At 61.4% G+C, this 23,672-nt stretch carries 21 protein-coding genes; 8 read left to right on the top strand and 13 right to left on the bottom strand.

All coding sequences use genetic code 11. The annotated features are described in order from the left end of the window. Window positions 1–106: 106 nt before the first annotated feature. The 3 genes from E0H22_RS04620 to E0H22_RS04610 form a co-directional block, all read right to left on the bottom strand. The gene (locus E0H22_RS04620; protein ID WP_233024479.1) at window positions 107–922 is read right to left on the bottom strand and encodes a beta-keto acid cleavage family enzyme; all 816 of its coding nucleotides are present in this window, start codon (window positions 920–922) and stop codon (window positions 107–109) included. Window positions 923–925: 3 nt separating this feature from the next. After that, window positions 926–1,270 carry a RidA family protein gene (locus E0H22_RS04615; RefSeq protein WP_233024478.1) on the bottom strand — a complete coding sequence of 115 codons (345 nt, stop codon included), beginning with the start codon at window positions 1,268–1,270 and terminating at the stop codon, window positions 926–928. Window positions 1,271–1,409: 139 nt separating this feature from the next. Next, entirely contained in the window at window positions 1,410–1,733 is a 324-nt protein-coding gene (locus E0H22_RS04610; protein WP_233024477.1) for a hypothetical protein, read from the bottom strand. A 178-nt stretch (window positions 1,734–1,911) separates the two neighbouring features. Here E0H22_RS04610 and recQ point away from each other — a divergent pair, with 178 nt between their 5' ends. After that, window positions 1,912–3,768 (top strand): DNA helicase RecQ, encoded by a 1,857-nt coding sequence (recQ, locus tag E0H22_RS04605; RefSeq protein WP_233024476.1) that lies wholly within the window; start codon window positions 1,912–1,914, stop codon window positions 3,766–3,768. A 144-nt stretch (window positions 3,769–3,912) separates the two neighbouring features. Then, entirely contained in the window at window positions 3,913–5,064 is a 1,152-nt protein-coding gene (locus E0H22_RS04600; RefSeq protein WP_233024475.1) for a serine hydrolase domain-containing protein, read from the top strand. A gap of 91 nt (window positions 5,065–5,155) precedes the next feature. Here the strand turns inward: E0H22_RS04600 and E0H22_RS04595 are convergent, their stop codons facing one another. Genes E0H22_RS04595 through nthA form a run of 3 tightly spaced genes read right to left on the bottom strand, consistent with a single transcriptional unit; the run spans window position 5,156 to window position 6,821 of the window. Next, window positions 5,156–5,539: a nitrile hydratase accessory protein gene (locus tag E0H22_RS04595; protein ID WP_233024474.1), complete on the bottom strand. Its 384-nt coding sequence runs from the start codon at window positions 5,537–5,539 to the stop codon at window positions 5,156–5,158. Beyond that, complete coding sequence (nthB, locus tag E0H22_RS04590) at window positions 5,539–6,195, bottom strand: nitrile hydratase subunit beta (RefSeq protein ID WP_233024473.1); 657 nt, start codon at window positions 6,193–6,195, stop codon at window positions 5,539–5,541. The genes E0H22_RS04595 and nthB overlap by 1 nt, the downstream gene beginning before the upstream one ends. Beyond that, window positions 6,195–6,821: a nitrile hydratase subunit alpha gene (gene nthA, locus E0H22_RS04585; RefSeq protein ID WP_233024472.1), complete on the bottom strand. Its 627-nt coding sequence runs from the start codon at window positions 6,819–6,821 to the stop codon at window positions 6,195–6,197. Before nthA ends, nthB begins: the two co-directional genes overlap by 1 nt. 160 nt (window positions 6,822–6,981) lie before the next feature. On the opposite strand from nthA, the gene E0H22_RS04580 reads away from it, so the two are divergent. Beyond that, a complete protein-coding gene (locus tag E0H22_RS04580; RefSeq protein ID WP_233024471.1) occupies window positions 6,982–8,628 on the top strand; it encodes an amidohydrolase in 1,647 nt (548 codons plus the stop codon). A gap of 170 nt (window positions 8,629–8,798) precedes the next feature. Here the strand turns inward: E0H22_RS04580 and E0H22_RS04575 are convergent, their stop codons facing one another. The 6 genes from E0H22_RS04575 to E0H22_RS04550 form a co-directional block, all read right to left on the bottom strand. After that, window positions 8,799–9,920, bottom strand: a complete 1,122-nt coding sequence (locus E0H22_RS04575; RefSeq protein WP_233024470.1) for a GNAT family N-acetyltransferase — start codon at window positions 9,918–9,920, stop codon at window positions 8,799–8,801. An 8-nt stretch (window positions 9,921–9,928) separates the two neighbouring features. Further along, window positions 9,929–10,858 carry a cupin-like domain-containing protein gene (locus tag E0H22_RS04570; protein ID WP_233024469.1) on the bottom strand — a complete coding sequence of 310 codons (930 nt, stop codon included), beginning with the start codon at window positions 10,856–10,858 and terminating at the stop codon, window positions 9,929–9,931. A gap of 205 nt (window positions 10,859–11,063) precedes the next feature. Then, window positions 11,064–12,551 (bottom strand): glucosamine inositolphosphorylceramide transferase family protein, encoded by a 1,488-nt coding sequence (locus tag E0H22_RS04565; RefSeq protein ID WP_233024468.1) that lies wholly within the window; start codon window positions 12,549–12,551, stop codon window positions 11,064–11,066. Next, window positions 12,548–13,681, bottom strand: coding sequence for a glycosyltransferase family 4 protein (locus E0H22_RS04560; protein WP_233024467.1), 1,134 nt, complete (start codon window positions 13,679–13,681; stop codon window positions 12,548–12,550). The genes E0H22_RS04565 and E0H22_RS04560 overlap by 4 nt, the downstream gene beginning before the upstream one ends. A 1-nt stretch (window position 13,682) precedes the next feature. Continuing rightward, complete coding sequence (locus E0H22_RS04555; protein WP_233024466.1) at window positions 13,683–14,975, bottom strand: lipopolysaccharide biosynthesis protein; 1,293 nt, start codon at window positions 14,973–14,975, stop codon at window positions 13,683–13,685. 173 nt (window positions 14,976–15,148) lie between these two features. Next, entirely contained in the window at window positions 15,149–16,120 is a 972-nt protein-coding gene (locus E0H22_RS04550; protein ID WP_233024465.1) for a WecB/TagA/CpsF family glycosyltransferase, read from the bottom strand. Window positions 16,121–16,353: 233 nt separating this feature from the next. On the opposite strand from E0H22_RS04550, the gene E0H22_RS04545 reads away from it, so the two are divergent. Continuing rightward, window positions 16,354–18,414 carry a GumC family protein gene (locus tag E0H22_RS04545; RefSeq protein ID WP_233024464.1) on the top strand — a complete coding sequence of 687 codons (2,061 nt, stop codon included), beginning with the start codon at window positions 16,354–16,356 and terminating at the stop codon, window positions 18,412–18,414. Between the two features lie 378 nt (window positions 18,415–18,792). Here the strand turns inward: E0H22_RS04545 and E0H22_RS04540 are convergent, their stop codons facing one another. Beyond that, window positions 18,793–19,269: a MarR family winged helix-turn-helix transcriptional regulator gene (locus E0H22_RS04540; protein WP_233024463.1), complete on the bottom strand. Its 477-nt coding sequence runs from the start codon at window positions 19,267–19,269 to the stop codon at window positions 18,793–18,795. Window positions 19,270–19,424: 155 nt separating this feature from the next. Between E0H22_RS04540 and E0H22_RS04535 the strand changes: the two genes are divergently transcribed. The 4 genes from E0H22_RS04535 to hmgA all read left to right on the top strand — a co-directional run bounded on the left by E0H22_RS04535 (window position 19,425) and on the right by hmgA (window position 23,668). Continuing rightward, window positions 19,425–21,035 (top strand): FAD-dependent oxidoreductase, encoded by a 1,611-nt coding sequence (locus tag E0H22_RS04535; protein WP_233024462.1) that lies wholly within the window; start codon window positions 19,425–19,427, stop codon window positions 21,033–21,035. Window positions 21,036–21,044: 9 nt separating this feature from the next. Continuing rightward, window positions 21,045–21,257 carry a DUF2783 domain-containing protein gene (locus E0H22_RS04530; RefSeq protein ID WP_233024461.1) on the top strand — a complete coding sequence of 71 codons (213 nt, stop codon included), beginning with the start codon at window positions 21,045–21,047 and terminating at the stop codon, window positions 21,255–21,257. Between the two features lie 107 nt (window positions 21,258–21,364). Next, window positions 21,365–22,318: an MBL fold metallo-hydrolase gene (locus E0H22_RS04525; RefSeq protein WP_233024460.1), complete on the top strand. Its 954-nt coding sequence runs from the start codon at window positions 21,365–21,367 to the stop codon at window positions 22,316–22,318. Between the two features lie 3 nt (window positions 22,319–22,321). Further along, the gene (gene hmgA / locus E0H22_RS04520) at window positions 22,322–23,668 is read left to right on the top strand and encodes a homogentisate 1,2-dioxygenase (protein WP_233024459.1); all 1,347 of its coding nucleotides are present in this window, start codon (window positions 22,322–22,324) and stop codon (window positions 23,666–23,668) included. Window positions 23,669–23,672 lie beyond the last annotated feature (4 nt).

Genomic DNA, 23,672 nt, shown 5'->3' with positions numbered 1-23,672 from the left:
CCGGATTGCCGACGAATACAACCGGTCTGTGACACGCGGTGAGCGCAGGGCTGGATGTCTCCTGCCCGCGTGCAGCTGTCACACGATCGTCACGAAGCAGCCTGGTTCAGTCTGCCGTCGCGGCTCGCAGTTCGTCAGCGGTTGCCACCTTCAAACCCACTGCCAACATGGCGCTGCGTGCTGCGGAGACCAGATCCCGATTGCCTTTGGCGCGTGCACCATCCGGCAGCAGATCGTTGTTCTCGAAGCCCACGCGCATATGGCCGCCGAGCAACGCGCCGGCGGTCACGCACGCGATCTCCTGCGCACCAAAAGCGCACACGCTCCAATGGGCAAATTTGGGTGCATCCGGAGCGACAAAAGGGAGCAAATCCGCCGGCTTCGATGTCTGGCCAGCCGTATAGCGCCCGAGCACATACAGCACCGGCAGGCGTTCGAAAGGAATCAATCCCCGTTTCTGTAATTCGGCGAGCCTGATGGCGTCATTCACGTCATAGAGAATGATCTGCGGCGTTACGTTTTCGCGCTTCATCCATCGGAGCAGATCGGAGAATGCCTTCTCCTCGCCCGCATCCTGCACCAGCTCGCGCAACGCGAGCGATACGGCTTCCGGCTTCACTGCCTGCACCACCGCGCGCTGCTGTGCAGGCGTGTATTTGCCAAGTGCTTCCGAGGTGATCTGGATAACAAGTCGACTGCCGACCGCGCTGCGGATCGCGGCAATGGCCGCGCGATAGGCATCGGCATCGAGCAGATGGCTGCCATCGGGATTGCGGACATGGGCGTGAATCATCGCCGCGCCGGCGTCAAGGCAGTGCGCGGCAGTCACCGCCAGTTCCGCTGCGGTGAGCGGAACGGCGGGATGATCGGCCTTGACCTTGCGGCCGCCGTTGGGGGCGACCGCAATGGCAACAGACTGCATGATTTACGGGATCGCTGCGATGACAGCGATCTCGACCAGGATGGCCGGATCGGCGAGCTTCGATTCGACGCAGGCACGCGCCGGGCCGACTTCTGGCACCCAGGCGTCCCAGACCGTGTTCATGGCGTCGCGATCGCCGATGTTCGGCAGCCAGACGGTCGCGCTGAGAATGTTGTTCTTGTCGGTGCCCGCTTCCGTCAGCAGGGCATCGATCTTGTCGAGCACCTGCTTGGTCTGCGCCTTGACGTCGCCGCTGTAGTCATCTGGCACCTGGCCAGCGAGATAGACGGTGTTGCCATGGATGGAAGCCTGGCTGAGACGCTTGCCGGGGCCGAGACGCTTGATCATGCGAAGCACTTTCATTGCTGGAGCAGAAAAACGTCGCGACCATTCCCGGTCATGCATCCGGCGTCAAGAGCATCGACCTCGCGCAAATGAGAGACGCTCCAAACCCGTGTCCGCTATCCACCGAGAACCAAGCGTCGTTCTACTCGGCCGCCCGCGCTCGCTTCACCGCATCGTCCATCAGCGCTTTCGGTGCCGGCAGGCGCAGCCGGCGGCCATGCTGCAGATACAGCAGCGCAACGCGCTTCGGATCGGATAGATTCCAGAATTCAACCGTCGGCAAGCGGCCGAGCAATTCGACCGGAGGCCTGTGCGCGATCACATGTGCTAGCACCGCCGTTTTCGGTCCCTTGCCAAAACGGCGGCGTTTCTTCCGTGCGGCATTCTCGTTCGCGGCCTGCCAGCGGACGCGTGGCCGCGGCTTGCGATTCAGAAGCCAAGAAAACAGGCGCAAAATGAATGGCATACGGCTTTTCTTTTTGCCCGGTTGCAGCGCGGCCGGCGTGCTCGCGCATCTCCTATGTCATAGAACTTGCACTCACAGGGGTAAAGCGGCCTGATCAAGGCAAGGCGCCGGATTCCCGGAAGGACGAAGGCATTCCCCAGGATATACCCTGCCACCGAATCAGGAATAGACCATCGTCATGCCCGTTTCCGGTATTGCGCGTCAGTCCGCTGCTCCGTCCGACCCGCTCGGCGCCGATGCCTTGGCGCGGCTGCGGTCGACCTTCGGGCTGCCCGGGTTCCGCGGCGAGCAGGAGAAAATCGTTCGCCACGTCACCGATGGCGGGAACTGCCTCGTGCTGATGCCCACCGGCGGCGGCAAATCCCTATGTTACCAGCTGCCCTCCCTACTGCGCGAAGGCTGCGGCATCGTGGTATCCCCGCTGATCGCCTTAATGCGCGATCAGGTCGCAGGCCTGCTCGAACTCGGCGTCAATGCGGCGGTACTCAATTCCACTCTGTCGTGGGAAGAGGCCAACGAAGTGGAGCGGCGCCTGCGCGCCGGCGATCTCGATCTGCTCTATGTGGCGCCCGAACGCCTGGTGACACCGCGCTGCCTCGCCATGCTAGAACAGACCGACATCGCGCTGTTCGCCATCGACGAGGCACATTGCGTGTCGCAGTGGGGGCACGACTTCCGTCCGGAATATATCGGCCTGTCGGTCATTGCCGAGCGCTTCCCGCAGATTCCGCGAATCGCGCTGACCGCGACCGCCGACGATCTCACCCGTGAGGAAATCGCCCAACGCCTCGGCCTCACCGACGCGCCGCGCTTCATCTCCAGTTTCGACCGGCCCAACATCAAATACGAGATCGTCGATAAGACGAATTCGCAAAAGCAGTTGCAAGCCTTTATCAACGAGCGCCACCCGAACGATGCCGGCGTGGTCTATTGCCTGTCCCGCGCCAAGGTCGAGGACACCGCCGCTGCGCTGAACAAGGCTGGCATTCTGGCGCTGCCCTATCATGCCGGCCTCGATGCGCGCATCCGCGAGAGCAATCAGGACCGCTTCATCAATGAGGACGGTGTGATCATCGTCGCCACCGTCGCCTTCGGCATGGGCATCGACAAGCCGGACGTACGCTTTGTCTGCCATCTCGATCTGCCGAAAAGCGTCGAGGCCTATTATCAGGAGACCGGCCGCGCCGGTCGCGACGGCAAGCCGTCCACGGCATGGATGGCTTACGGCCTGCAGGATATCGTGCAGCAGCGCCGAATGATCGATGAATCCAATGGCTCAGATGCGTTCAAGCGTGTCTCCATCGGCAAGCTCGATGCGCTTGTCGGCCTCGCCGAGACTGTGGATTGCCGACGCGGACGGCTGCTGCGTTATTTCGGCGAGGAAACCGCCGGCACAAGTTGCGGCAACTGCGACAACTGCGTCTCGCCGCCCAAACTCTGGAACGGCTCGGTCGCCGCGCAAAAATTACTCTCCTGCGCCTATCGGACCGGGCAGCGCTTCGGTGCCATGCATCTGATCGACGTGCTCATTGGTCGACTCACCGACAAGGTGAAGCAGTTCGGCCACGACAGACTGTCGGTCTTCGCCATCGGCTCCGAGCTCAACGAGAAGCAATGGCGCGCCGTGATGCGGCAGTTGGTGGCGCGCGGCTTTCTCTATGCGGATGCCGAACATTTTAACGCGCTCATGCTGACCGAAAGCGCGCGTGGTGTGCTGCGCGGCGAAGTGGAGCTGATGTTTCGCGAGGAGACCGGCCGCATCCGCGCACCGCGCAAACATGCGCGCCGCGGCGAACTGGCCTCGCCACGTGCCGACAATGCCGATGCAGATCTTGTCTCACGCCTGCGCGCCTGGCGAGCCGGCATCGCACGCGAGCGCAATGTGCCGGCCTATGTGGTGCTGCATGATGCGACCATCGATGTGATTGCGAGCGAACATCCGACCACAATGAGCCAGCTTCGCGAGGTCCCGGGAATCGGCGACAAGAAACTGGAACATTACGGCGCGAACATTCTGGCGATCGTGAACAGGTAAGCTCTTCTCGCTCCAGAGCAAGGCGAACAGGAAGGAAACCACGCGCCGCAGTACAGCCATCGCGTCCACGCGGTCGACATCAGGACGCCGCTGCCCTATCCCCGATCACTGGCGTGCCAATGCGCCGGACGAGCAGGTGGACCGTTGACCGACACAAAATCCCTCTCCGACAGCCAGGCGATTGTCCGCTCCTATGCCGGCAAGTCGATGCCAATCGAGCACCAGCGGACCTTCGTCACCCCCGAGATGAATTTCGCGACCCGCGCCGTCGAGGCAGGAGCGCCGGTGCGGCCGCTGACATACTGCAACCGCCCGTTGCCGGATTTTCCAATTGCATGGAACGGCGCAACCTACGACATCTATGACTATGTCTCGCGTAACCGCGTTGCCGGCCTGCTGGTGATGAAGAACGACGAGATCCGGCTCGAGCATTACGACCTCGGCATCGACGCGCAAACGCGCTGGTTGTCCATGTCGATGGCTAAATCGATCAGCACCACGCTGATCGGCGCTGCGATCCAGGATGGCTTCATCAAGAACGTGGACGAGCCGCTGACCACCTATCTGCCGGATTTCACCGGCACCGCCTTCGACGGCGTGACGGTGAAGACCTTGATGCAGATGACGTCGGGCGTGCGCTGGAGCGACGACCAGACCGACGCCAATTCCGAACGTCGCCACATGCTGGAGATGCAGATCGCCCAGCAGGACGGCGCTATTATGCGTTACATGGCCGAGCGGCCACGCGCTGCCGCGCCGGGCACGCAGTGGTGCTACTCGACGGGCGACACCCACGTCGTTGGCGCGCTCGTGAAGGCGGCGACCGGCAAGTGGCTAAGTGATTATCTCTCGGAGAAAATCTGGTCGAAGCTCGGCATGGAGCAGGATGGCGCGTGGTGGCTGGAGGCACCTGAGGGTCTCGAAGTCGCTGGGAGTGGCTTCTTCGCCACGCTGCGCGACTATGCGCGCTTCGCCCGCTTCATTCTCGATGATGGCGTGATCGATGGCATCCGCGTGCTGCCGGAAGGCTGGGTGCGCGAGGCGGGTTCGGCACGCGAGATCGGCGGCAAACGCGTCGATTACGGCTATATGTGGTGGATCGTCCCGGGCGCAGACGGCTCGCTGGACGATGGCGCCTTCACGGCGCGCGGCATCTTTGGGCAGCTGATGTATATCAATCCGAGGCAGCGGGTAATCTGCGTGGTGCTCAGCGCACGCTCGAAGCCGGCGAGCATGATCAATCCGGCAGTAGCTGACAATGCGTTCTTCAATGCGCTGGTGGAGGCGGTGAGGTAGCGCTCGACGGTAGGGCGGTTAGGCGAAGCCGTCATCCGCCGTGGAGTTTCAGGAAGGAACTCGGCCGGCAGATTACGCTTCGCTAATCCGCCTACCGGAAGTCTCCCGGCTTCAGCTCGATCGGCTGCCCATGCGGTGTGCGATCGGCAGCGTGATCCCAGGCATTGCGGTAGCGATGCAGATCGCTGCGCGTCGTCACGCCCTTTTCCGCGATCAGGTTTTCCAGCGTCGCCAGCCAGTGCTGGTAGTAGGTCTCGCCTGTATCGGGATCACCGGCGGCCTGCGCGCGCTTAATCTCGGCAGCGAGCGCATCGGCCCATTCCGCCCAGGTGAAGACGCCACGCTCATGCAGCGTCACCGTCATCGCAAAGGCCTGCGCCTCCCACGGGGCGCGAAACACCGGACCATCGGCGTCGCGCGGGATGGTCGGGACGGACGCGACGGCAACGACGGCGGCGGCACGATCGCCCGACATCACGCTGGCTCCAAATAGGAATCCCACGCGTCCACCGACACGGTGACATCGGGATCGCCGTCAGTGCCCCACAGCTCGCGCCCATCGAAGCACACCGTATAGAGCCATTGCGGCGCTTCGCCCCTGCCCATGGCATTACTGTCCGGAAAAACATGGGCGCCATGCAGCAGTTCGACGGTGCCGGCATGCCCGCGCACATAACGAGGCAATCGCGTGTGTGTCGCGGGCGCCATCACCTTGGCGCGAACACGATCACCGACCTTGAAGCGCGCCGGAGTATCGATGGCGCGTTCGGTCGGGCCGCCGCGACGGAGCATGACATCGACTTCATCGGGCTTCAGCACCGGGACGTTCTTACGCGGCAGCAACGCCTGGCCGCTGTCGAGTTCCTCGCGCGAGACGAGGCCGCGTTCGGCCATCAGGGTCTCAAGGCCGCCGAGCCAGACTTCGTAATAGCTGCAGTTGAGATAATCGCGCGGCGAGCGGTTTTCGCGGGCATAGCGCGACATGTCGATGTTCCACTGGCCCGGCCTTGCCATCGCCAGCGTGATGCCGAGCATGCGGCGCTCCCACTCGCCATGGAAGACCGGCTCATTCTGTTCGGGCTCGACCGGGCCAAAGCCCTGGACGCCCCCCATATCGTGTGCGCCGTCCATCAGACCACCTCCGCCGGCTGCCTGGCGAGGCCGGTACCGATCATGCTGTCGCGAGTGACGAGATCGGCAAGGCGCTCCTCGCTCCAGCCGTCGGTGCCCTTCGGCCGCATCGGCACCACGAGATAGCGAATCTCGGCGGTGGAATCCCACACCTTGATCTTTGTTGCCTTCGGCAGCGACACGCCGAAATCATCCAGCACGCTGCGCGGATCGCGCACCGCTTTCGAGCGATACGGTGCGGCCTTGTACCAGACCGGCGGCAGGCCGAGCACCGACCACGGATAGCAGGAGCACAAGGTGCACACGACCATGTTGTGGATGTCCGGCGTGTTGACCACTGCAACGATGTGCTCGCCCTGGCGGCCTTCATAGCCGAGTTCGGCGATGGCCGGCGTCGCGTCCCGCAAAAGGCGTTCGTAATAAGCGGGATCGCTCCATGCCTTGGCGATGACACGCGCGCCGTTGCGCGGACCGACCCTGGTCTCATAGGTCTGGATCAGTTCGTCCAGCGCGGCAGGATCGACATAGCCTTTCTCGACTAAGATGCTTTCCAGCGCGCGCACGCGCAGCTCGGTCTCGGACAACTCCGAGTGATCGTGGTCATGATGATGATCGTGCCCGCTCATAGCGTTGATCCCCTTGTTACCGGAGAATCCATCACAGATGGCGCGCCCAGGCAACACGCGACCGCCTGCTGAAAGCGCAGGCGAGGTGCCCACTCTACAATCTTGCAGCGTACCGGGAATTGCGTCATTCGCCTGATGTCAATGACGACGGAAGGTCAACATGTCCAAGCCTAGCCTGATCCTCACCGGCGGTCGCATTTTCTGCGGCCTCAACGAAGGTTTTGCAGAAGCGATAGCGCTGTCTGGCGACCGCGTGCTTGCCACCGGCAGCGCCGAGCAGATCGCTGACATGGCAGGTCCCGACACCCGTGTCATCGAGCTGGCCGGCCGCACAGCGATCCCCGGTCTCAACGATGCGCATATGCATCTGCTGCCGCTCGGCTTGACCATGACCGAGATCAATCTGCGGCCGGAAACGGGCGCCAACTCGATCGGTGAAATCCTGCGCCGCGTCGCCGAAAAGGCAAAGATCGCGAAGCCCGGCGAATGGATCAACGGCCGCGGCTACGACCACAACGAGCTGGCTGAAGGCCGCCATCCCACGGCCGAAGAACTCGACACGGTGGCGCCGAACAACCCGGTCTATCTCAAACGCACCTGCGGCCATGTGGCCGTCATCAATACTGCTGCGATGCGCGAGGCCGGCATCGGCCATAACACGCCTGAGCCCGATGGCGGCATGATCGAGCGGCGCGACAACAAGCTGACCGGCCTGATCGCCGAGCGCGCGCTGCGCCTGATCGTCGATGCGGCACCGAAACCGAGCGCCGAGCATCTGCGCGAAGCCATCGACAGTGCCGGACGTTTCATGCTTTCGCAGGGCTTCACCGCTGTGATGGACGCCGCGGTCGGCATGGCTGCGGGCATGGACGAGATCGATGCCTATGAGCATCTGGCGAAGACCGACGCGCTGCCAATCCGCACCTGGGTCTGCATCTATGGCAACACCGACGGCATCGGTGACAAAGCGTATGACGCCGGCTACCGTTTCGGCCGCGAGGTCGGCAAGCTGCGCTATGGGGCGATGAAGGTGTTCGGTGACGGCAGCGCCGGCGGCCTCACCGCAGCAATGAGCGAGCCCTATCTTGTCGGCACCCCCGACAATCGCGGCATCTTCTGCTATACTGACAAAGAGATGCACGACTTCCTGTCGCATTACCACAACCGCGGTTACCAGCTCGCCATCCATGCCATCGGCGATGCCGCCATTGAACAGGTACTGTCGGGCATCGAGAAGGCGTCCACCGACGCCAATCCGGTGCTCGGCCGCCGCCATCGCATCGAGCACTGCGGATTTCTCTCGGACGGTCAGATCGCGCGCATGGCCGCAGCCGGCATCGATCCCGTTCCGCAGCCGGTCTTCATGTATGAATTCGGCGATCTCTATGTCACCAACGTCGGCCAGGCGCGCACCGATGTCGCCTATCCTATGCGCAAATGGTTCGAGGCCGGACTGCATCCGGCAGCAAGCTCGGACGCGCCGGTCTCGACTACCGATCCGTTCAAGAACTTGTTCACGATGACGACGCGTATGTCCAATCGGCATACGGTGCTGGGAGAGAACCAGAAACTATCGATGGCGGAAGCAATTCACGCTTACACCTATTTCGGTGCCTATACACAATTTGCCGAGAGCAATGTCGGCCGCCTGGTGCCAGGCCAGCTTGCGGACATCGCGGTGCTGAGCCACGACGTTTTCACCGTCGCGCCGGAGCAGGTGGAAAAGGACACGCGCTGCGACCTCACCATCCTCGGTGGCGAGGTGGTGTATGACCGGCTAGGACAGGTGGCGGAAGCGGCAGAGTAACGTCGCCATACACTCTGTCCCTCATGGTGAGGAGCGGCCACCTGGCCGCGTCTCGAACCATGAGCTGACTTGGCTCCGAGCGTATCGCCATCCTTCGAGACGCGCGCCACCGGCGCGCTCTTCATGATGAGGGTGGAGTGAGAGATAAGCACTACCTCTGCCCTGCTCGCCTACCGCAACCGCTGCGCAAATCTCCGCAGCTTGTTCTTCAACGGCTTGGCGTGGTGATAGACTGTCGTCAGCAAGGCACCAGCCGGCGAGCGCGACACGCTGAAGTTGTCGAGTGGGACTTCCTCGACGCGGAACAGCGATTTGTAACCGGTATTGCCGACGCCGAAATCGAGCCGGTGCAGGCCGGCGTCGAAGCGGAGCTTGATAACACGATAAAGCAACTGCATGCCGACCGAATACTTCGCCAGACGTTCGGTATCGGCGGCGATCAGCACTGCGTGGCACTGCTCCTCGTGGCCGACACCGAACAGCACCGCGACCGGCTCACTGTTGAGACAACTGACATAGGTGATGGCCTCGCCGCTCGCCGCTCCGACTATGGCGTAGTTGCGATAGAAATCGAAGAAAACGGGGTTGTCGAGCAGATCCGATTTGAAGCGATCCTTTCGCGCGCGTTGCAACAGGTCGAAAGCCGCCCGGATATCTGTTTCGGACATCGCAACGCGATGCTCATAGGGCCCGAGTTCGCGCTCGACCTGGCGATTGAGGCGACCGAGCTCTTTGGAGAACTTCCGGTTCAGCGTCTTGCGCTGCCAGAATTCGAAATCATCGCCGGTCTCGCTATGATAGGCAGCATTTTCATTGATGCTCGTCACAGCGCCATTGAACAGCTGGCGCACGTCGAAACCATCGCGGCGGACCTTGCGAAACAGCAGCGCGCCGGCGCCTTTCAGCGCCGCGCCGAAACGCTGCCGCATCGCCGCGTCCTCCGCGAGCGCGCCCAGCACGGCAGTTTCACCAATCGCCGCATTGGCGTCACAAACGCCGAAATCGGCCGGCTGGATGACCGCGAGCGGGCCGAGTTTCTGTATCACCAGCGGCAAGACCGCGAGCAGGCTGCGGTCGACGGAATTGCGCACCGTGACCGTATGTTGGCGCGCACCGAGTGCCGGGGCGAGATCGCGATGGATCGCCGCCTGCCACAGCGGCGATTGAAAAGCCGTTACGTCCGAGCGTGCGAACAGGTCGCGGTACTCGGCGGACAAAAAGTCGAAATCGGCTTCGACGCCGACGACGGCGGCGCCTCCAATGGCCACACGTGTTTCAACCTGCATGTCCATGGCGGCGCTCAGATCGCCACGCGACCGTCGTCACTCGCAGGATCGAGGCGGAAATTGCGTGTCTTGATGACATCGCCCTCGATCTGCTTGCCCATCTTTTTCCAGATCAACGCCGAGGCGGCCTTCGGATAGACGTGGATGCCGTGATCCGCTGTCGATCCGTTGCTCAGACCAATCGTCCGCCGCAGCACGCCGTTGCCGTAATGCACGGCATAGGAATTCCAGATAGGCTTGGTCCAGTGTTCCATGGTGACCGAGATGTTCAGGCAGTCATGATTTTCCACCTTGTGCGGCGCATAAAGCGGCCAGGTGATCATCTCGCCCGGATGCAGATCGATGGTCTGAGCGAACTCGTCGAACCAGCCTCGATAAGGCATATCCTCGGTGGTCTCGCGCAGCAGGATCCTCTCGATGTTCTTCGGCGACATGAAAACATCCGAGCGCGGATACAGGAACACGCGCTTGATGCCCTCGATCTGCCACAGCGACTGCCCCTGGATATCCGAGTGATACGGCACCTTGCAGTTTGGCGACGAGATGAGAATGCCGAGATTGCGCTTGAAGGTCTTGAATCCGTCCATTCGATCGTCGAACTCGTCGAAGATCTTGTCGAGCAGTTCGCGATATTCCGGTGCCCAATCCATGACGCGGCGGATGTTCATCCAGATGCGACCTTTCTCGATGGCAGCGATGGCGTCAACGCCAGAGGTCTTGCCGAGTTCGCCATAGACGCGGCGATGATCGTCGCCATCGAAGCTGACGGATTCGATTCCGAGCTCCTTGGCCGGGCAGCGCTCGATCACCCTGCCCAGCGCTTCGCGCGTGAACAGGCCGGTATCGATGAGGCGATGATGCAGCTTGATGACGTGGACGCCGAACAAATCCTTATGATGAGGCTTCCAGTCGGCAATGATCTTGTTGTCCGGAATTTTCAGCATGACTCCATCCCTGTCGATTTGTATCGGGCCGGCCACCGCGACCCTAACCGAGCCGACGATCACCGAAAAATTCAAACGATATTGAGTAGCGTTGTACCGATATTCCGGAAGCGCTGGAATCGCGCTGACGTGGGAAGCGATATCAAGGTTAAGTTGCGCTCATCGCATTGCTGTCAATCGAACTAACGAAACGTAACCACAATCGTTACAATTTGAATAAATAAGAAAAGATCTTCGGCTGAATGCGCGTGCCATCAATGAATTCCAGCCGGCCGAGACGATTGAGTGTGTGTAGGTTACGGCCGGGCCAGTGTGACGACGGCGTCACGTGATGGCGGCGGATTTGCGCGAAGCGTGTCGGCGAGAGTTCGGTTATCTCGGCCAGCGCGACGGCGGCACCATAGCCCCTGCTGCAGTCCTGCACTGGGCGCCAGAGACGGCCATCACGAACGACGAAGTTGCCGGCGGGGCGCGCATTGGCACGATCCAGCAACACCGGATTTTGTGCATGCGGTCGCCATGGGCCCAGCAGGCAGTCCGCGTGATAGATCGATAGCGTATCGGAATAACCGCCAGAACCCTCACGGGTGACGCCAAACAGATAATAACGGCCATCGTGCCGGGTGATGGTCGCATCGCTGAGCTCGATGCCGGAAAGCAGTGTGGCGCGGCGCTCCCACTGATCCGGAAAACGCTTGCAACGATAGAGGATAACCTCGCCGGTGGTCGAGCACTCCGGAATCATCCAGAGCTCGCCGCCATCCTCGATCAGAAACGGATAAGATAGATGCCACGGCTCGTCGAGCACGGTGAAAATCTCGCCGACCGGCCCCCTATCATCGAACTCGATTGCCGCAATGGCGCCCTTGCCGACGCGATGATCGAGTTCCTCGAAGAACACAACCGTGCGGCCCTGCCATGTCACCGCAAACGGATCCGCCGCAAAACGATGCGGACGCTCTTTCAGGCGATGCCATGGCGCGCCAGTGAGATCATGGTTCCGCCACACCCCGTCATCGTCGGTGAAGCGCCAGCCGATATGCCAGTGCGGGGCATAGCAGACCCGCCGATAGACCTTCCGCAAGAAGTGCTTGACCAGCCCGCACAGCACGAAGCGCGGTGCCAGACCGATATCCCGCCGCTGTGACGACGGCGTCATATGAAGCGGCGGCCGTGGCACGCCGGTCAGATTGGCGATGACGAGCGTGACCGTGCGCACCATCAGCGAGTCCAGCGCGCCGCTCAGTCCGTTGGCTACTTCGGTGGAAGGATGCCCGCGATCGACAATCTCGCCAGTGACCTCGTCCCGCAATTCGACCACGGGCATATCGCCGGCGAGAATGGCGGTGACCGCCGCAAGCTCCCCCGCTTCGCCGTTGAAGAGTGGGCGCAGATAGGATCGCGTCGCGGCTTCACGCGCCGGAACGTCGGTAAAATCGACGACAATATCGATGGACGGCTCAGGCGGAGACGATGCAACCGTATTGCGATCAACAAGATCAGTGCCGCAGGCCGGTCCTGTTTGCAGCACCAGTTTCTCTAGGGCAAACAGCCTGTCGAAATAGCCAGGAAGAGTTGTCGCCGCCTCGACCCAGCGCAACTGAACAGTATGGCCGGCCGCCTGCAGCGACCGAACCGCAGCTGCGATCCAGGCCCTCGGGCGTTTCGGATCGCAGCGCAGCTCAACGATCATGGCTGCCGCGCAAGTTGTTCAGCGGGCGCAAACAGACCGCACAGGAGCTGCTCGTATTGATCGACCATACGCGCGACAGAATACCGCGCATGCAGCCCCCGGCCGGCCGCAATGAGATCGGCGCGGAGTCTCTCGTCGTGGAGTGCACGTGAGATCGCATCGCTAAACTGGCGATCATCTGCCGCATCGACGAACAGCGCCGCCGGCTTGCCGTCGGCTGCAAGAACTTCGCGCAGAACAGGAAGATCATTGGCGACGACAGGCACGCCTGCGCTCGCGGCCTCAACTGCTGCGAGGCCGAACGTCTCTGCTTGCGATGGGAAAACGAAGACATCGAGGGCCGCCAGAAAATCGCCGATCCGTTCAGGCGGCAGTTCGCCGGTAAAATATACCCGAGTTTCTAGATGTTTCTCAACAGCAAGTTGTCGCAGCCGTCGCTCATCCGGGCCCTGCCCGGCGAGCACGAGATGCCAGTCGGGCGAGCTCGTCAACGTGCGTATCGCCGCATCAAGACGTTTGCCCGAGTTCAAGCGGGCGACGGAACCGAGCAGAGGAACATCGGAGGGCAAACCGAAAGCAGCGCGGGCTTGCTGCCTGGTGAGTTTCGTCCGCTTCAGATCGAAGCCATGCGGAATGTAACGCAGCCGTTTGCTGTAGTTGTTCGGATAGCGCGAATAGTCCGCGAGCATGTCGGCGGAGTTGACGGTTATCAGGTCGAATGTGCCGAGCAGGCCGAGTGCGAGATCTGCTGTGCGTACGAAAGGATTCATCAGCATCCGTGCCGAAACCTGATTGGCAATGATTGGCGCAGAGCAGGCAAGTCGCGCAGCGATGCCGCCGACCGTATTGCCATAGTGCTGGAAAGTGAGAATGGCATCCGGCTTGATCGCACGAATTTCGCGCAACAATTGCATGGGAAACTTGAGCGCGCCGGCCAAGCCGCGCGGGCGATCGAGGCTGCAATAGCGCGTGTTGGCAGGCGCGTCGAAGCTCGGAGACTTTCGGTAGAAGAACAGATGGTTGACATTGTAACCGCGATTGCCCAGCCCGGCCCCCACCAGGCGTGAGATCTCCTGCGCTCCGGCATTCTCGCCCTGGGTCTGAATGAAGAGGAGGCGGCGCGATGACATGTCAGGACACGCGCGTCGTGGCTTCCGGCAGCGTTGCAGGACGCTTGCGGAACAGGAATAGTACCGACGGATCGAGCCCAAGCCAGCGCCGGCACAACACATTGAGCACAATGGTGACGATGGCGAGGCTGATCGACGCGGCCAACGCCGCGCCCCAAAGGCCGAAAATCGGAATGAAAATCGCAAATCCAATGAAGCGCAGCACGATATTGGCGGCGACGATCCATGGATAGCGCCGTTCATAACCAGCGATCATCAGCACCGACGATGCGGGCCCGCCAGCCGCATAGAACGCGGTGCCCAGCGCCAGGGTGATCAGCGTCCATTTCTGCGCGATGAAAGAAGGACCGAACAACGCAAGGATTTCATCTGCGCCGAACAGGACGAGCGCGATACCGGCTCCGACGCAGAGCAGCATCATTTCCGCCATCGACTTCAGGACCTTGTTCAGCTCTTCCGTATTGCCGGAGAAATACAACGCCGGAATCCGGCGCGTGGACACGTTGTGCAGAGCGCCTAGTCCGACCGCAAACATATTGGCAATGCGTGACGCGACGAAATAGGCGCCGGCGGAGACCGGATCGAGAAACCAGTAGACGATGATCACATCGAAATACTGGTTGATGGTCTCGAGAATCGCGGCGGCCCAGAAGCCGAGCGAAGCCTTGATCCAGTGGCGAAACTGCCAGTTCGGGCGCGCGGCCAAGAGATCCTTCGGCAACCGCCGGGCAATGGCGACAATCTGTATTGCTAGCGCAAGCACGATGCCTGCGACCGACAACAGGAAGAATTCATGGATCTCGATGATCGTGCCGGTTACGATCAGGCCGAGCATCACGGCCACGACAATGCTCCGCCAGAAGAAATCGCGCATGCCTTCGGCGAGCAAGACGCTAACCGTAGAGCGGCCGATATGGCTGGATAACGTGATCGACGATGACCCCACGAGGAACAGGCCTGTCGCCACCATCAAACGCGGCGTCTCGCCGAGCAGGAGAACACCGACAATCCCGATGACAACGGCCAGCAACAGCGGCGTGACGGCAACGATCGCCAGCGAGAACAGCAACGATCCCTTGGCGAGATCGGGCCGTCCGGCAACGGCGTATTCGTGCAGGGATCGCAGCACGAACATTTCCTGACCGAGCACGGCGGCCACGCTGCTGAGCTGACAGACGCAGAGCCACATCGCTAAATGGCCGAAGTCGGCCGGCGACAGAATCCGCGCCGCCAGCGTGTACATGACAAAGGAAACGATGGCGCCGCCGAATTGCAGGCCGAAAGTGAGCGCCACTCCTTGACGGAGATGTCGCGAGACTGCCGAACCGAACAGGCCTTTGGCTCTATGAATGACGGGCAATATCATTGGCGCAGAATATCGGTGCGAACGGGCCCCGGACAGAGTTGTTTGGTCTACGCCCGGTCTTTTATCGGTCACCTGCACGCATATCCGGCGCAGGGGCAGAACTACTTGTTTAACTCCTGCTTCTTCAGAAGCAGATACAAAGCGAGCGGATTGGTCTTCAGGTAGCGCCAGCCGAGCCGGCGAGGCTCAAGCAACATGCGCCACAGCCATTCGACGCCGATCGCCTGCATCCAGACCGGGGCGCGCTTTTTCGCCCCTGAGATAAAGTCGAACAAACCACCCGAGGTCTTGATGACTCCGACCGCGGTGAGCCGATGACGGTGCCGGACGACGAAGCGTTGCTCGCGTGGTACGCCCATGGAGATCCACAGGATATCCGGTTGCCGCGCGCAAATGTCGGCGCAAACCGCAATCTCCTCGGCTTCGTCGCGGAAAAAACCATGACGATGACCCGCCATCTTGATTCCGGGATATCGTGCCTTCAACGCCGTCACCGCGGCGGCATTTGAAGCCTCGGTGGCGCCGAGCATATACATGCTAGCGCCACGCTCCTCTGCTTCTGCTGCGACGTCATAGAACAGATCGGAAGTAGCGACGCGTTCGGGGAGCCCATCGGCGTGATGCAGGCGCGACGCGAAGACATGCGCCATGCCATCGGCATGAATGGCGTCGGCCTCCATGAAGAGAGCGCGTTCCGCGCTATCGACCGCGCAACGATAGGTAACCTCGCCATTGGTCGAGGTGAGATAAGCGGGAAAGCGCCACAGCGAACTGCGCCTCAGAGCCTCGTCCACGATGACGCGCGCGGTTTCTTTGCTGTCGGCCGCAACCACCGGAAGTCCACCAAGCGGCAGACGACGCCAGCGATGAAACACACTGCTGCGCCGGTCGGGCAACAAACGCCGCTCCTCGAGGCCGAGCTGCGCGAGATTCGTTTGTGTGGCAATGAAGGACGCCGTGCGCCGGTCGGACGTGTCCCGGCGCTCGTCCAGGATGCGCTCGGAGGCGTCATGTGCTGCGTCGATAACGGCTTGCATCTTTGCCGCGACGAGTTTGTTCGAGTGTACAACCATAGGCGTATCCTTATACGCATATGATTACATGTGTAGTAAAACTGCACTGCGACTTGCTACACACTTAAGCACTGGTTAACCGGATAGAAGAAACGTGCAATTGCACGTCCAGCATTAATCATCCGTTATGCTTTTGTCCTGCGCCGCGCGGGTAACCGGCGATTAACCCTACTTATTTACGATGACTACGAGCGGCGAATGTCAGTGATCGGCCGATCGAGTTGGAGTGGGACATGTCGGTTCAGCGTGCGGAGAGTAACGATACAGCCGCCCGCGGTGTACCGGACAACATAACTGACGGCTTCGATTTCAGGGATATGATCGGCATCCTGCTCCGACGCAAAGGCTGGGTCGTGGGCGTCACCGCCGCATTCTGCACGCTCGCCGCCAGCTATATCCTCACCGCACGCCCGTCCTATACGGCCACATCGCAGGTCTATGTCGATCCCCGTGATCGACAGACGCCCAAGGACGACGTGGCCATGCAGAACTCAGTGCCGGGCGACGGCATGCTGCTGGTCGAAAGCCAGTTGAAGATCATCACCTCCGGTGAGGTACTATCGCGCGTCGTCTCCGAAACGGATCTGACGAGAGATCCGGAGTTCAACGGCACAGGCGGTCTCGGCGCCAATATCAAAGCGCTGTTCGGCATCGCGCGATCAGAAGATCCTGCACTAGCTGCGATACGCAATCTGCGCCAGAAGACGACCGCTAAGCGCAATGACCGCTCCTTCGTGATCGATATCTCGGTTTCAGCCGACACGGCCGCGCGCGCGGCGAAGCTCGCCAACGCAGTCGCCAATGCCTATCTCGAAGAACAGGCCAATGCGAATGCCGGCTTCAATCGCCGCGTCTCCGAAGCGATCACCACCCAACTTGAGCGCATGCGCAATGCGGTGAGCCAGTCCGAGCAAGCGGTAACCGCCTATAAGGCCGCGAACAATCTGGTCGGCGCGCGCAATCGTCTGGTTACCGAGCAGGAACTGGATGAGGCCAACACGCAGCTCACCAATGCCCGCGCTCGTCTCACAGACGCGCAAGCGCGCGTCAAGCTGATCGAGCAGATCGAGGCCGGCGGTGCTTCGCTTGACGCATTGCCGGAGGCTGTGCAGTCGCAGACCATGGCACAGCTGCGCGCACAGGCAGCAAATGCCTCGCGCGAGGAAGCGCAGCTGGCACAGATCAACGGGCCGAGTCACCCGCTGCTACAGGCAGCCCGCGCGCAGGTACGCGATGCTCAGGCCGCCATCAAGAGCGAAGTGAGGCTGATCGCCCAAGCCGTGCGCAATGCAGCGGCCAGTGAGCGTACCAACGTACAGAATCTGCAGGCACGCTTCGACACGCTGAAAACGCTGTCGCAGACCAACGAGAAAGCCATCGTGCCGCTGCGTGAACTGGAGCGGAAGGCGGATTCCGATCGCGCGATCTATGAGAATTTCCTCGCCAAGGCGAAGACCGCCAGCGAGCAACAGGTGATCGACACCACGAATGCCCGCCTGATCTCGCGCGCCTCGCCTCCCGATCGCAAGAGCTGGCCGCCATCCATGATCATCATGGCAGCGGCGCTGTTCGGCGGCCTGTTCCTCGGCATCGTCGCCGCTCTCGCGCGCGAAAGCCTCGCTGCACGGCCGGTGACATCGCCGGAGCCCGAAACGCCGCCGCAGATCTCGCCGCCTGCACCGGCCCCTTCACCTGCGCCAACCCGGCCGCAAGCGCAATTGGCGCGCGTGACAGCCGAACTGGCCGCCGCGCCGAAGGGGCACTCCGTGCTGCTGGTTCGCGCCTCGGCCGATCCCTCGCTCGGCCTCGTTGCGCTTGAGCTGGCCCGCGCGCTGGAAGAAGCCGGACAGAACACGCTGATCATCGATGCCGACCTGCGGGGCCACCGCGTCACCTCACGCCTGCGCTTCGACGGACGTACGGGCCTGCGCGAATTGCTCGCCCATGTCGCGAGCATGCGGGATGCCGCGCATCGGCTCGGCAAGACCAATATTCATATCGTGCCAACCGGCACCGTCAGCCTGCGCGCACCCGACCAGCAGATGCGCGAGGCTCTCTCTTCTGCACTACGCGATGCACGCCAGTTCGATCGCGTGATCATCGATGGCGGCGAACTCGGGACCACATCGTCGGAATATGGCCTCTATGCCATGGTCGACGAGGTGATCCTGCTGGAGACCGGCCGCGACGCCCATGCCGACGACGTACAGGTGGTCGCGGACCTGCTGCAGCATCGCCGCATCAAGGCACGCACCGTGCTCGTCGATCCCGCGCCGGATGCTGTTGCTGCTTAGGCCTCGGTATCTGGTCGATCGGCGCGCGCTGGCGCGCTGGTGGCCAGTGCGAAAACAGTCACGCCGAGTGCTGCAGCGATATAGGGAAGAATCGTAAGAGCCAAAGTTGCCTCCTGTCGAAATTGATTTTCGATCGTGCGACCACCATCGCCCCGCGACCTTCCCTGCGGCCTAACAGGCGTGGTTGCCGACAGATGAACGGCGGCGATGGTTGAGAGAAGGCAAATCGGGCAAGGAGCGTTTAGACGGCGGCAACTCTTCCGACCCCTGAAAACACGCTGAAATCAGCCGATTTCGCCTCAACGCGACGAGTTTGGACAGCTGAAATCCGCTAACCATTCGACAGCCAAAGGAGCACTTCGCTGAATCTCGACAAGGTTATCGCGCGTTAACGCGATCTTCCTCGTGCGGAGTCGTGGGAAGTTCAAAACTGCTTTCCAGTTTGTTCAAGATTCCAGCGAGCTGCTTGCGCTCCTGACGCGAAAGACAGGCAAGAATCTCGCTCTCCTTCGCGATCAGGCGAGGCCAGAGTTCATCGAACAGCTTGCGCCCGGCGATGGATAGTTTGAGTTCGAAGGCCCGCCGATCGTCGCTGCTCCCGATCCGCTCGAGCAGACCACGCGCCAGAAGATTGGTCACGGCGCGGCTGATCGTCGATTTGTGGGTGCGCGTGGATTCGACAATGAATTGCGCGCTACAGGGTGCATTTCTGGCACCGAGCGTCGCCAGAACGCGCCATTCCGGGATATCAAGGCCGTAACGCGCGCGATATTCCTCCGCCAGCGCGGCGCTCACCTCGGCTGACAGCCGATTGAGCCGGAACGGTACAAAGCGAAACAGGTCGAATTCATTCATCCGAGTCTCCGCGAAATATGCGCGTTCCTTCTTGACGAGTCCCGGTGATCGGCGCTTAGATAGTTGCAAGTGAAACTATCATAGAGAGTCTGCACGCCATCGGCCAGCCCGATGTTGATGCCAAGCTCCGATACGGGAACCCAGGGACGCGGATCATGGCGCAGCAAGCCCGCCAATTCTCCTATCGCCGCCATGCCGATCAGGCACGCCTGGCGCGTGAGGCTGCGCATCATCCCGTCGTGATTGTCGGCGCCGGCCCGGTCGGGTTGTCCCTGGCCATCGATCTTGCTTTGCGCGATCAGAAGGTCGTGCTGCTCGATGACGCCGACCGGATCGGCGAAGGATCGCGCGCCATCTGCTTCTCCAAACGTTCGCTCGAATATTGGGACCGTCTCGGTATCTCCGGCCGGATGATCGAGAAGGGCGTGGTGTGGAATGTCGGCAAGATCTTTTCCGGCCCGGACCTGCTGTATCAGTTCGATCTGCTGCCCGAAGACGGGCACAAGATGCCGGCTTTCATCAACCTGCAGCAATATTACGCCGAAGCCTTTCTGGTCGATCGGCTCCACGATCTGCCGGGCATCGACCTGCGTTGGCGCAACAAGGTCACCGACCTCGCGCAGCGCAACGATCACGTCGAACTCACGGTCGATACGCCGGACGGCCCCTACAGACTTCGCGCGGATTATGTGGTGGCTTGCGACGGCGCGCGCTCGACCTTGCGCGATATGGTGGGCGCAACGTTCGACGGCGAGGTCTTCGAAGACCAGTTTTTGATCGCCGATGTCAGGATGACCGCGGAATTCCCGACCGAACGCTGGTTCTGGTTCGATCCGCCGTTCCATGCCGGCCGATCGGCGCTGCTGCATCGCCAGCCCGACGATGTCTGGCGAATCGATCTGCAGCTCGGCCGCGACGCCGATGCGACGACAGAGCGACAACCTGAAAAAGTGCGTCCGCGGATCGCACGCATGCTCGGCCACGACGATTTCACATTCGAATGGATCTCGGTCTATAAATTCCAGTGCCGCCGCATGCAGCGCTTCGTGCACGAGCGCGTGATCTTCGCAGGCGACGCCGCGCATCAGGTGTCCCCGTTCGGCGCACGCGGCGCCAATTCCGGGCTGGAAGATGCGGAGAATCTGGCCTGGAAACTGGCCATGATCCTGCGAGGCGATGCGCCCGCTTCGTTGCTCGCAAGCTACGATCTCGAACGCGGCTTCGCTGCGGACGACAATATCCGCGCCTCCACGCATGCCACCGACTTTATGGCGCCGCCTTCGCTGCAGGAGCAGCGATTGCGACAGGCCGTTCTCGCGCTCGCCAGAGAGACGGAATTTGCCAAACGGATGATCAATGGCGGACGGCTTTCGGTGCCTTCGGTCTATCCGTCTCCGCTGTCCACGGCGGATGGCGATGCATGGCAGAACGGCCCCTGTCCGGGCACTCACATGCCGGACGTACCGCTGACAACCGTCGACGGCGCGAATGTGTTTCTGTCGGAGTGCTTTGCCATGGCCGGGCGCGGCTTCACGGTGCTGCAGACCGACGCCAGCGCGATCGACTTGCCCGAAGGCGTCAGACGTCTCGTGATCGGCGACGATGCACAACTGCGAGATGTCAACGGCCTTTTCAGGAAGCGCTATGGCACCGAACCCGGCGCAGCCTATCTGCTGCGCCCCGACGGTTATGTGGCCGCGCGCTTCCAGCATCCGACGTCGCAAGCGGTCGCCGAAGCCCTTGCGCGCGCCAGCGGCCAGTCGTGAGGGCCGATCATGGCGTTATCGACGCAATCGAACTTCCCCAACCCCGATGCCGCCTATCGCAGCGTCGTCGAGGCACATCGCGGCCTCAGCGAAATGCAAAGCGCCGCGCTCGACACCGCTTTGGTGCTGATCCTGGCCAATCATATCGGCGACATCGAAGTGCTGAAGGAAGCACTGGCACTGGCAAAGCGACAGCTGCCGGAGATGGAGCAACACAGATGAACCTCTCCGCTGCAAAGAGCGTAGCGACGAAACACTCCAGCTCTTGGCTTTCCGGATTGCTTCGTCGCACTCGCAATGACGACTGAAATCAAAAAGGACATCGAGAGATGGCAAAAGGTTTCGCATCCACCACTGACATGACCGAGAAAACAATCACCTTCTCGGAAATCGGCCCAGACCTCTATGCCTTCACCGCCGAGGGCGATCCGAACTCCGCGGTCATCGTCGGCGACGATGGCTGCATCGTGTTTGACGCGCAGGCCACGCCGACACTGGCAAGCAAGGTGATCGAACGCGTCCGCACCGTAACCGACAAGCCGATTAAGTATGTGGTGCTATCGCACTATCATGCCGTGCGTGTGCTTGGTGCATCCGCCTTCCAGGCACAGGGCGTCGTGGCTTCGCAGGAGACCTATCGTCTGGTCGAAGAGCGCGGCCAGCAGGACTGGGATTCCGAATTTGGCCGCTTCCCGCGCCTGTTCCAGGGTTCGGAGAGTATTCCCGGTCTCACCTGGCCGACGCTGACTTTCGAAGGGGAGATGTCGATTTATCTTGGCAAGCGCGAGGTGCGCCTGATGCAGCTCGGCGCAGGTCACACGTCCGGCGACATCGTTGCCTGGGTGCCCGATGCCGAGGTGATGTTCTCCGGCGATCTCATCGAGTATCACTCCGCCTGCTATTGCGGCGATGCCTGGCTGCGCGAATGGCCATCCACCCTGGACGAAATCCGCAGCTTCAATCCGAAGGCGATTGCGCCGGGCCGTGGCGATGCGCTGAAAGGTCTCGACACCACACGCGAAGCCATCGCCATGACACGCGATTTCGTGACATCGCTCTATGGCGCTGCGGAAATATCCGTCGCCAAGAGTCGTAGCCTCAAGGAGAGTATGGCGGCGACACGCGACGTCATGGACAAGAAGTTCGGAAGTTTCGCCATCTACGAGCACTGTCTTCCCTTCAACGTCTCGCGTGCCTATGACGAAGCGTCCGGTATCGACGATCCGGTCATCTGGACCGACAAGCGCGACCGCGAGATGTGGGCTGCCCTGCAGGGAGATTGAGCCATGAACATCAACACCGCTCCTGACAAGATCCACCGTGCCTCCGCACAAGTGACACCGGGCTACATGTCCGGCTTCGGCAATTCCTTCGAGACCGAGGCGCTGACCGGCGCGCTCCCCATCGGCCGCAACTCGCCGCAGCGCTGCGCCTACGGCCTCTATGCCGAACAACTGTCAGGATCACCCTTCACCGCCCCGCGCGGCACCAATGAGCGCTCCTGGCTGTATCGTATTCGTCCGTCGGTGAAACACTCCGGCCGCTTCATCAAGGTCGATCGCCAGCACTGGCGCACAGCACCGTGCCATGAAAACGACCTGCCCATCGCGCAGTTGCGTTGGGATCCGCTGCCGATGCCGAGCGAGAAGCTGACTTTCGTTCAGGGTATTCACACCATGACGACCGCTGGCGATGCCGGAGCGCAGGCGGGCATGGCTGCGCATGTCTATCTGATCACCGCATCCATGGTGGACCAGAATTTCTACAATGCCGATGGCGAACTGCTGTTCGTGCTGCAGCAGGGCAAGCTGCTGATCGTCACCGAATTCGGCCGCATCGATGCCGAGCCCGGCGAAATCGTGGTGATCCCGCGCGGCGTCAAGTTTCGCGTGGAACTGCCGGATGGTCCGGCGCGCGGTTATCTCTGCGAAAACTATGGCGGCGCCTTCACGCTGCCGGAGCGCGGCCCGATCGGCGCCAACTGCTTGGCCAATGCGCGCGACTTCCTCACGCCGGTGGCGTTCTATGAGGATAAGGACACGCCAACCGAGCTTTATGTGAAATGGGGCGGCGAACTCTATGTGACCAAGCTCGGTCACTCACCCATCGATGTGGTGGCATGGCACGGCAATTACGCACCTTATAAATACGATCTGCGCACCTTCTCGCCGATCGGCGCCATCGGCTTCGATCATCCCGATCCGTCGATCTTCACGGTGCTCACCTCGCCGTCGGAAACGGCGGGCACCGCGAATATCGATTTCGTCATCTTCCCCGAGCGCTGGATGGTGGGCGAGAACACTTTCCGTCCGCCGTGGTATCACATGAATATCATGTCGGAGTTCATGGGCCTGATCTATGGCGTCTATGACGCCAAGCCACAAGGCTTCGTCCCGGGCGGCATCAGCCTGCACAATATGATGCTGCCACACGGACCGGATCGCGAAGCTTTCGACCATGCCAGCAATGGCGAATTGAAACCGGTGAAGCTGACCGGCACCATGGCCTTCATGTTCGAGACGCGTTTTCCGCAACGGGTCACCGAATATGCCGCCAAGACGCCGGCCTTGCAGAGCGACTATGCCGATTGCTGGAACGGGCTCGAAAAGCGCTTCGATCCGAACAAGCCATAAGATA

The sequence above is a fragment of the Rhodopseudomonas boonkerdii genome (assembly GCF_021184025.1).
In the GTDB taxonomy this organism is placed as follows: domain Bacteria; phylum Pseudomonadota; class Alphaproteobacteria; order Rhizobiales; family Xanthobacteraceae; genus Tardiphaga; species Tardiphaga boonkerdii.
Note: the sequence above shows the minus strand (reverse complement) of the source record. Positions and strands in the feature narration are given on the sequence as shown.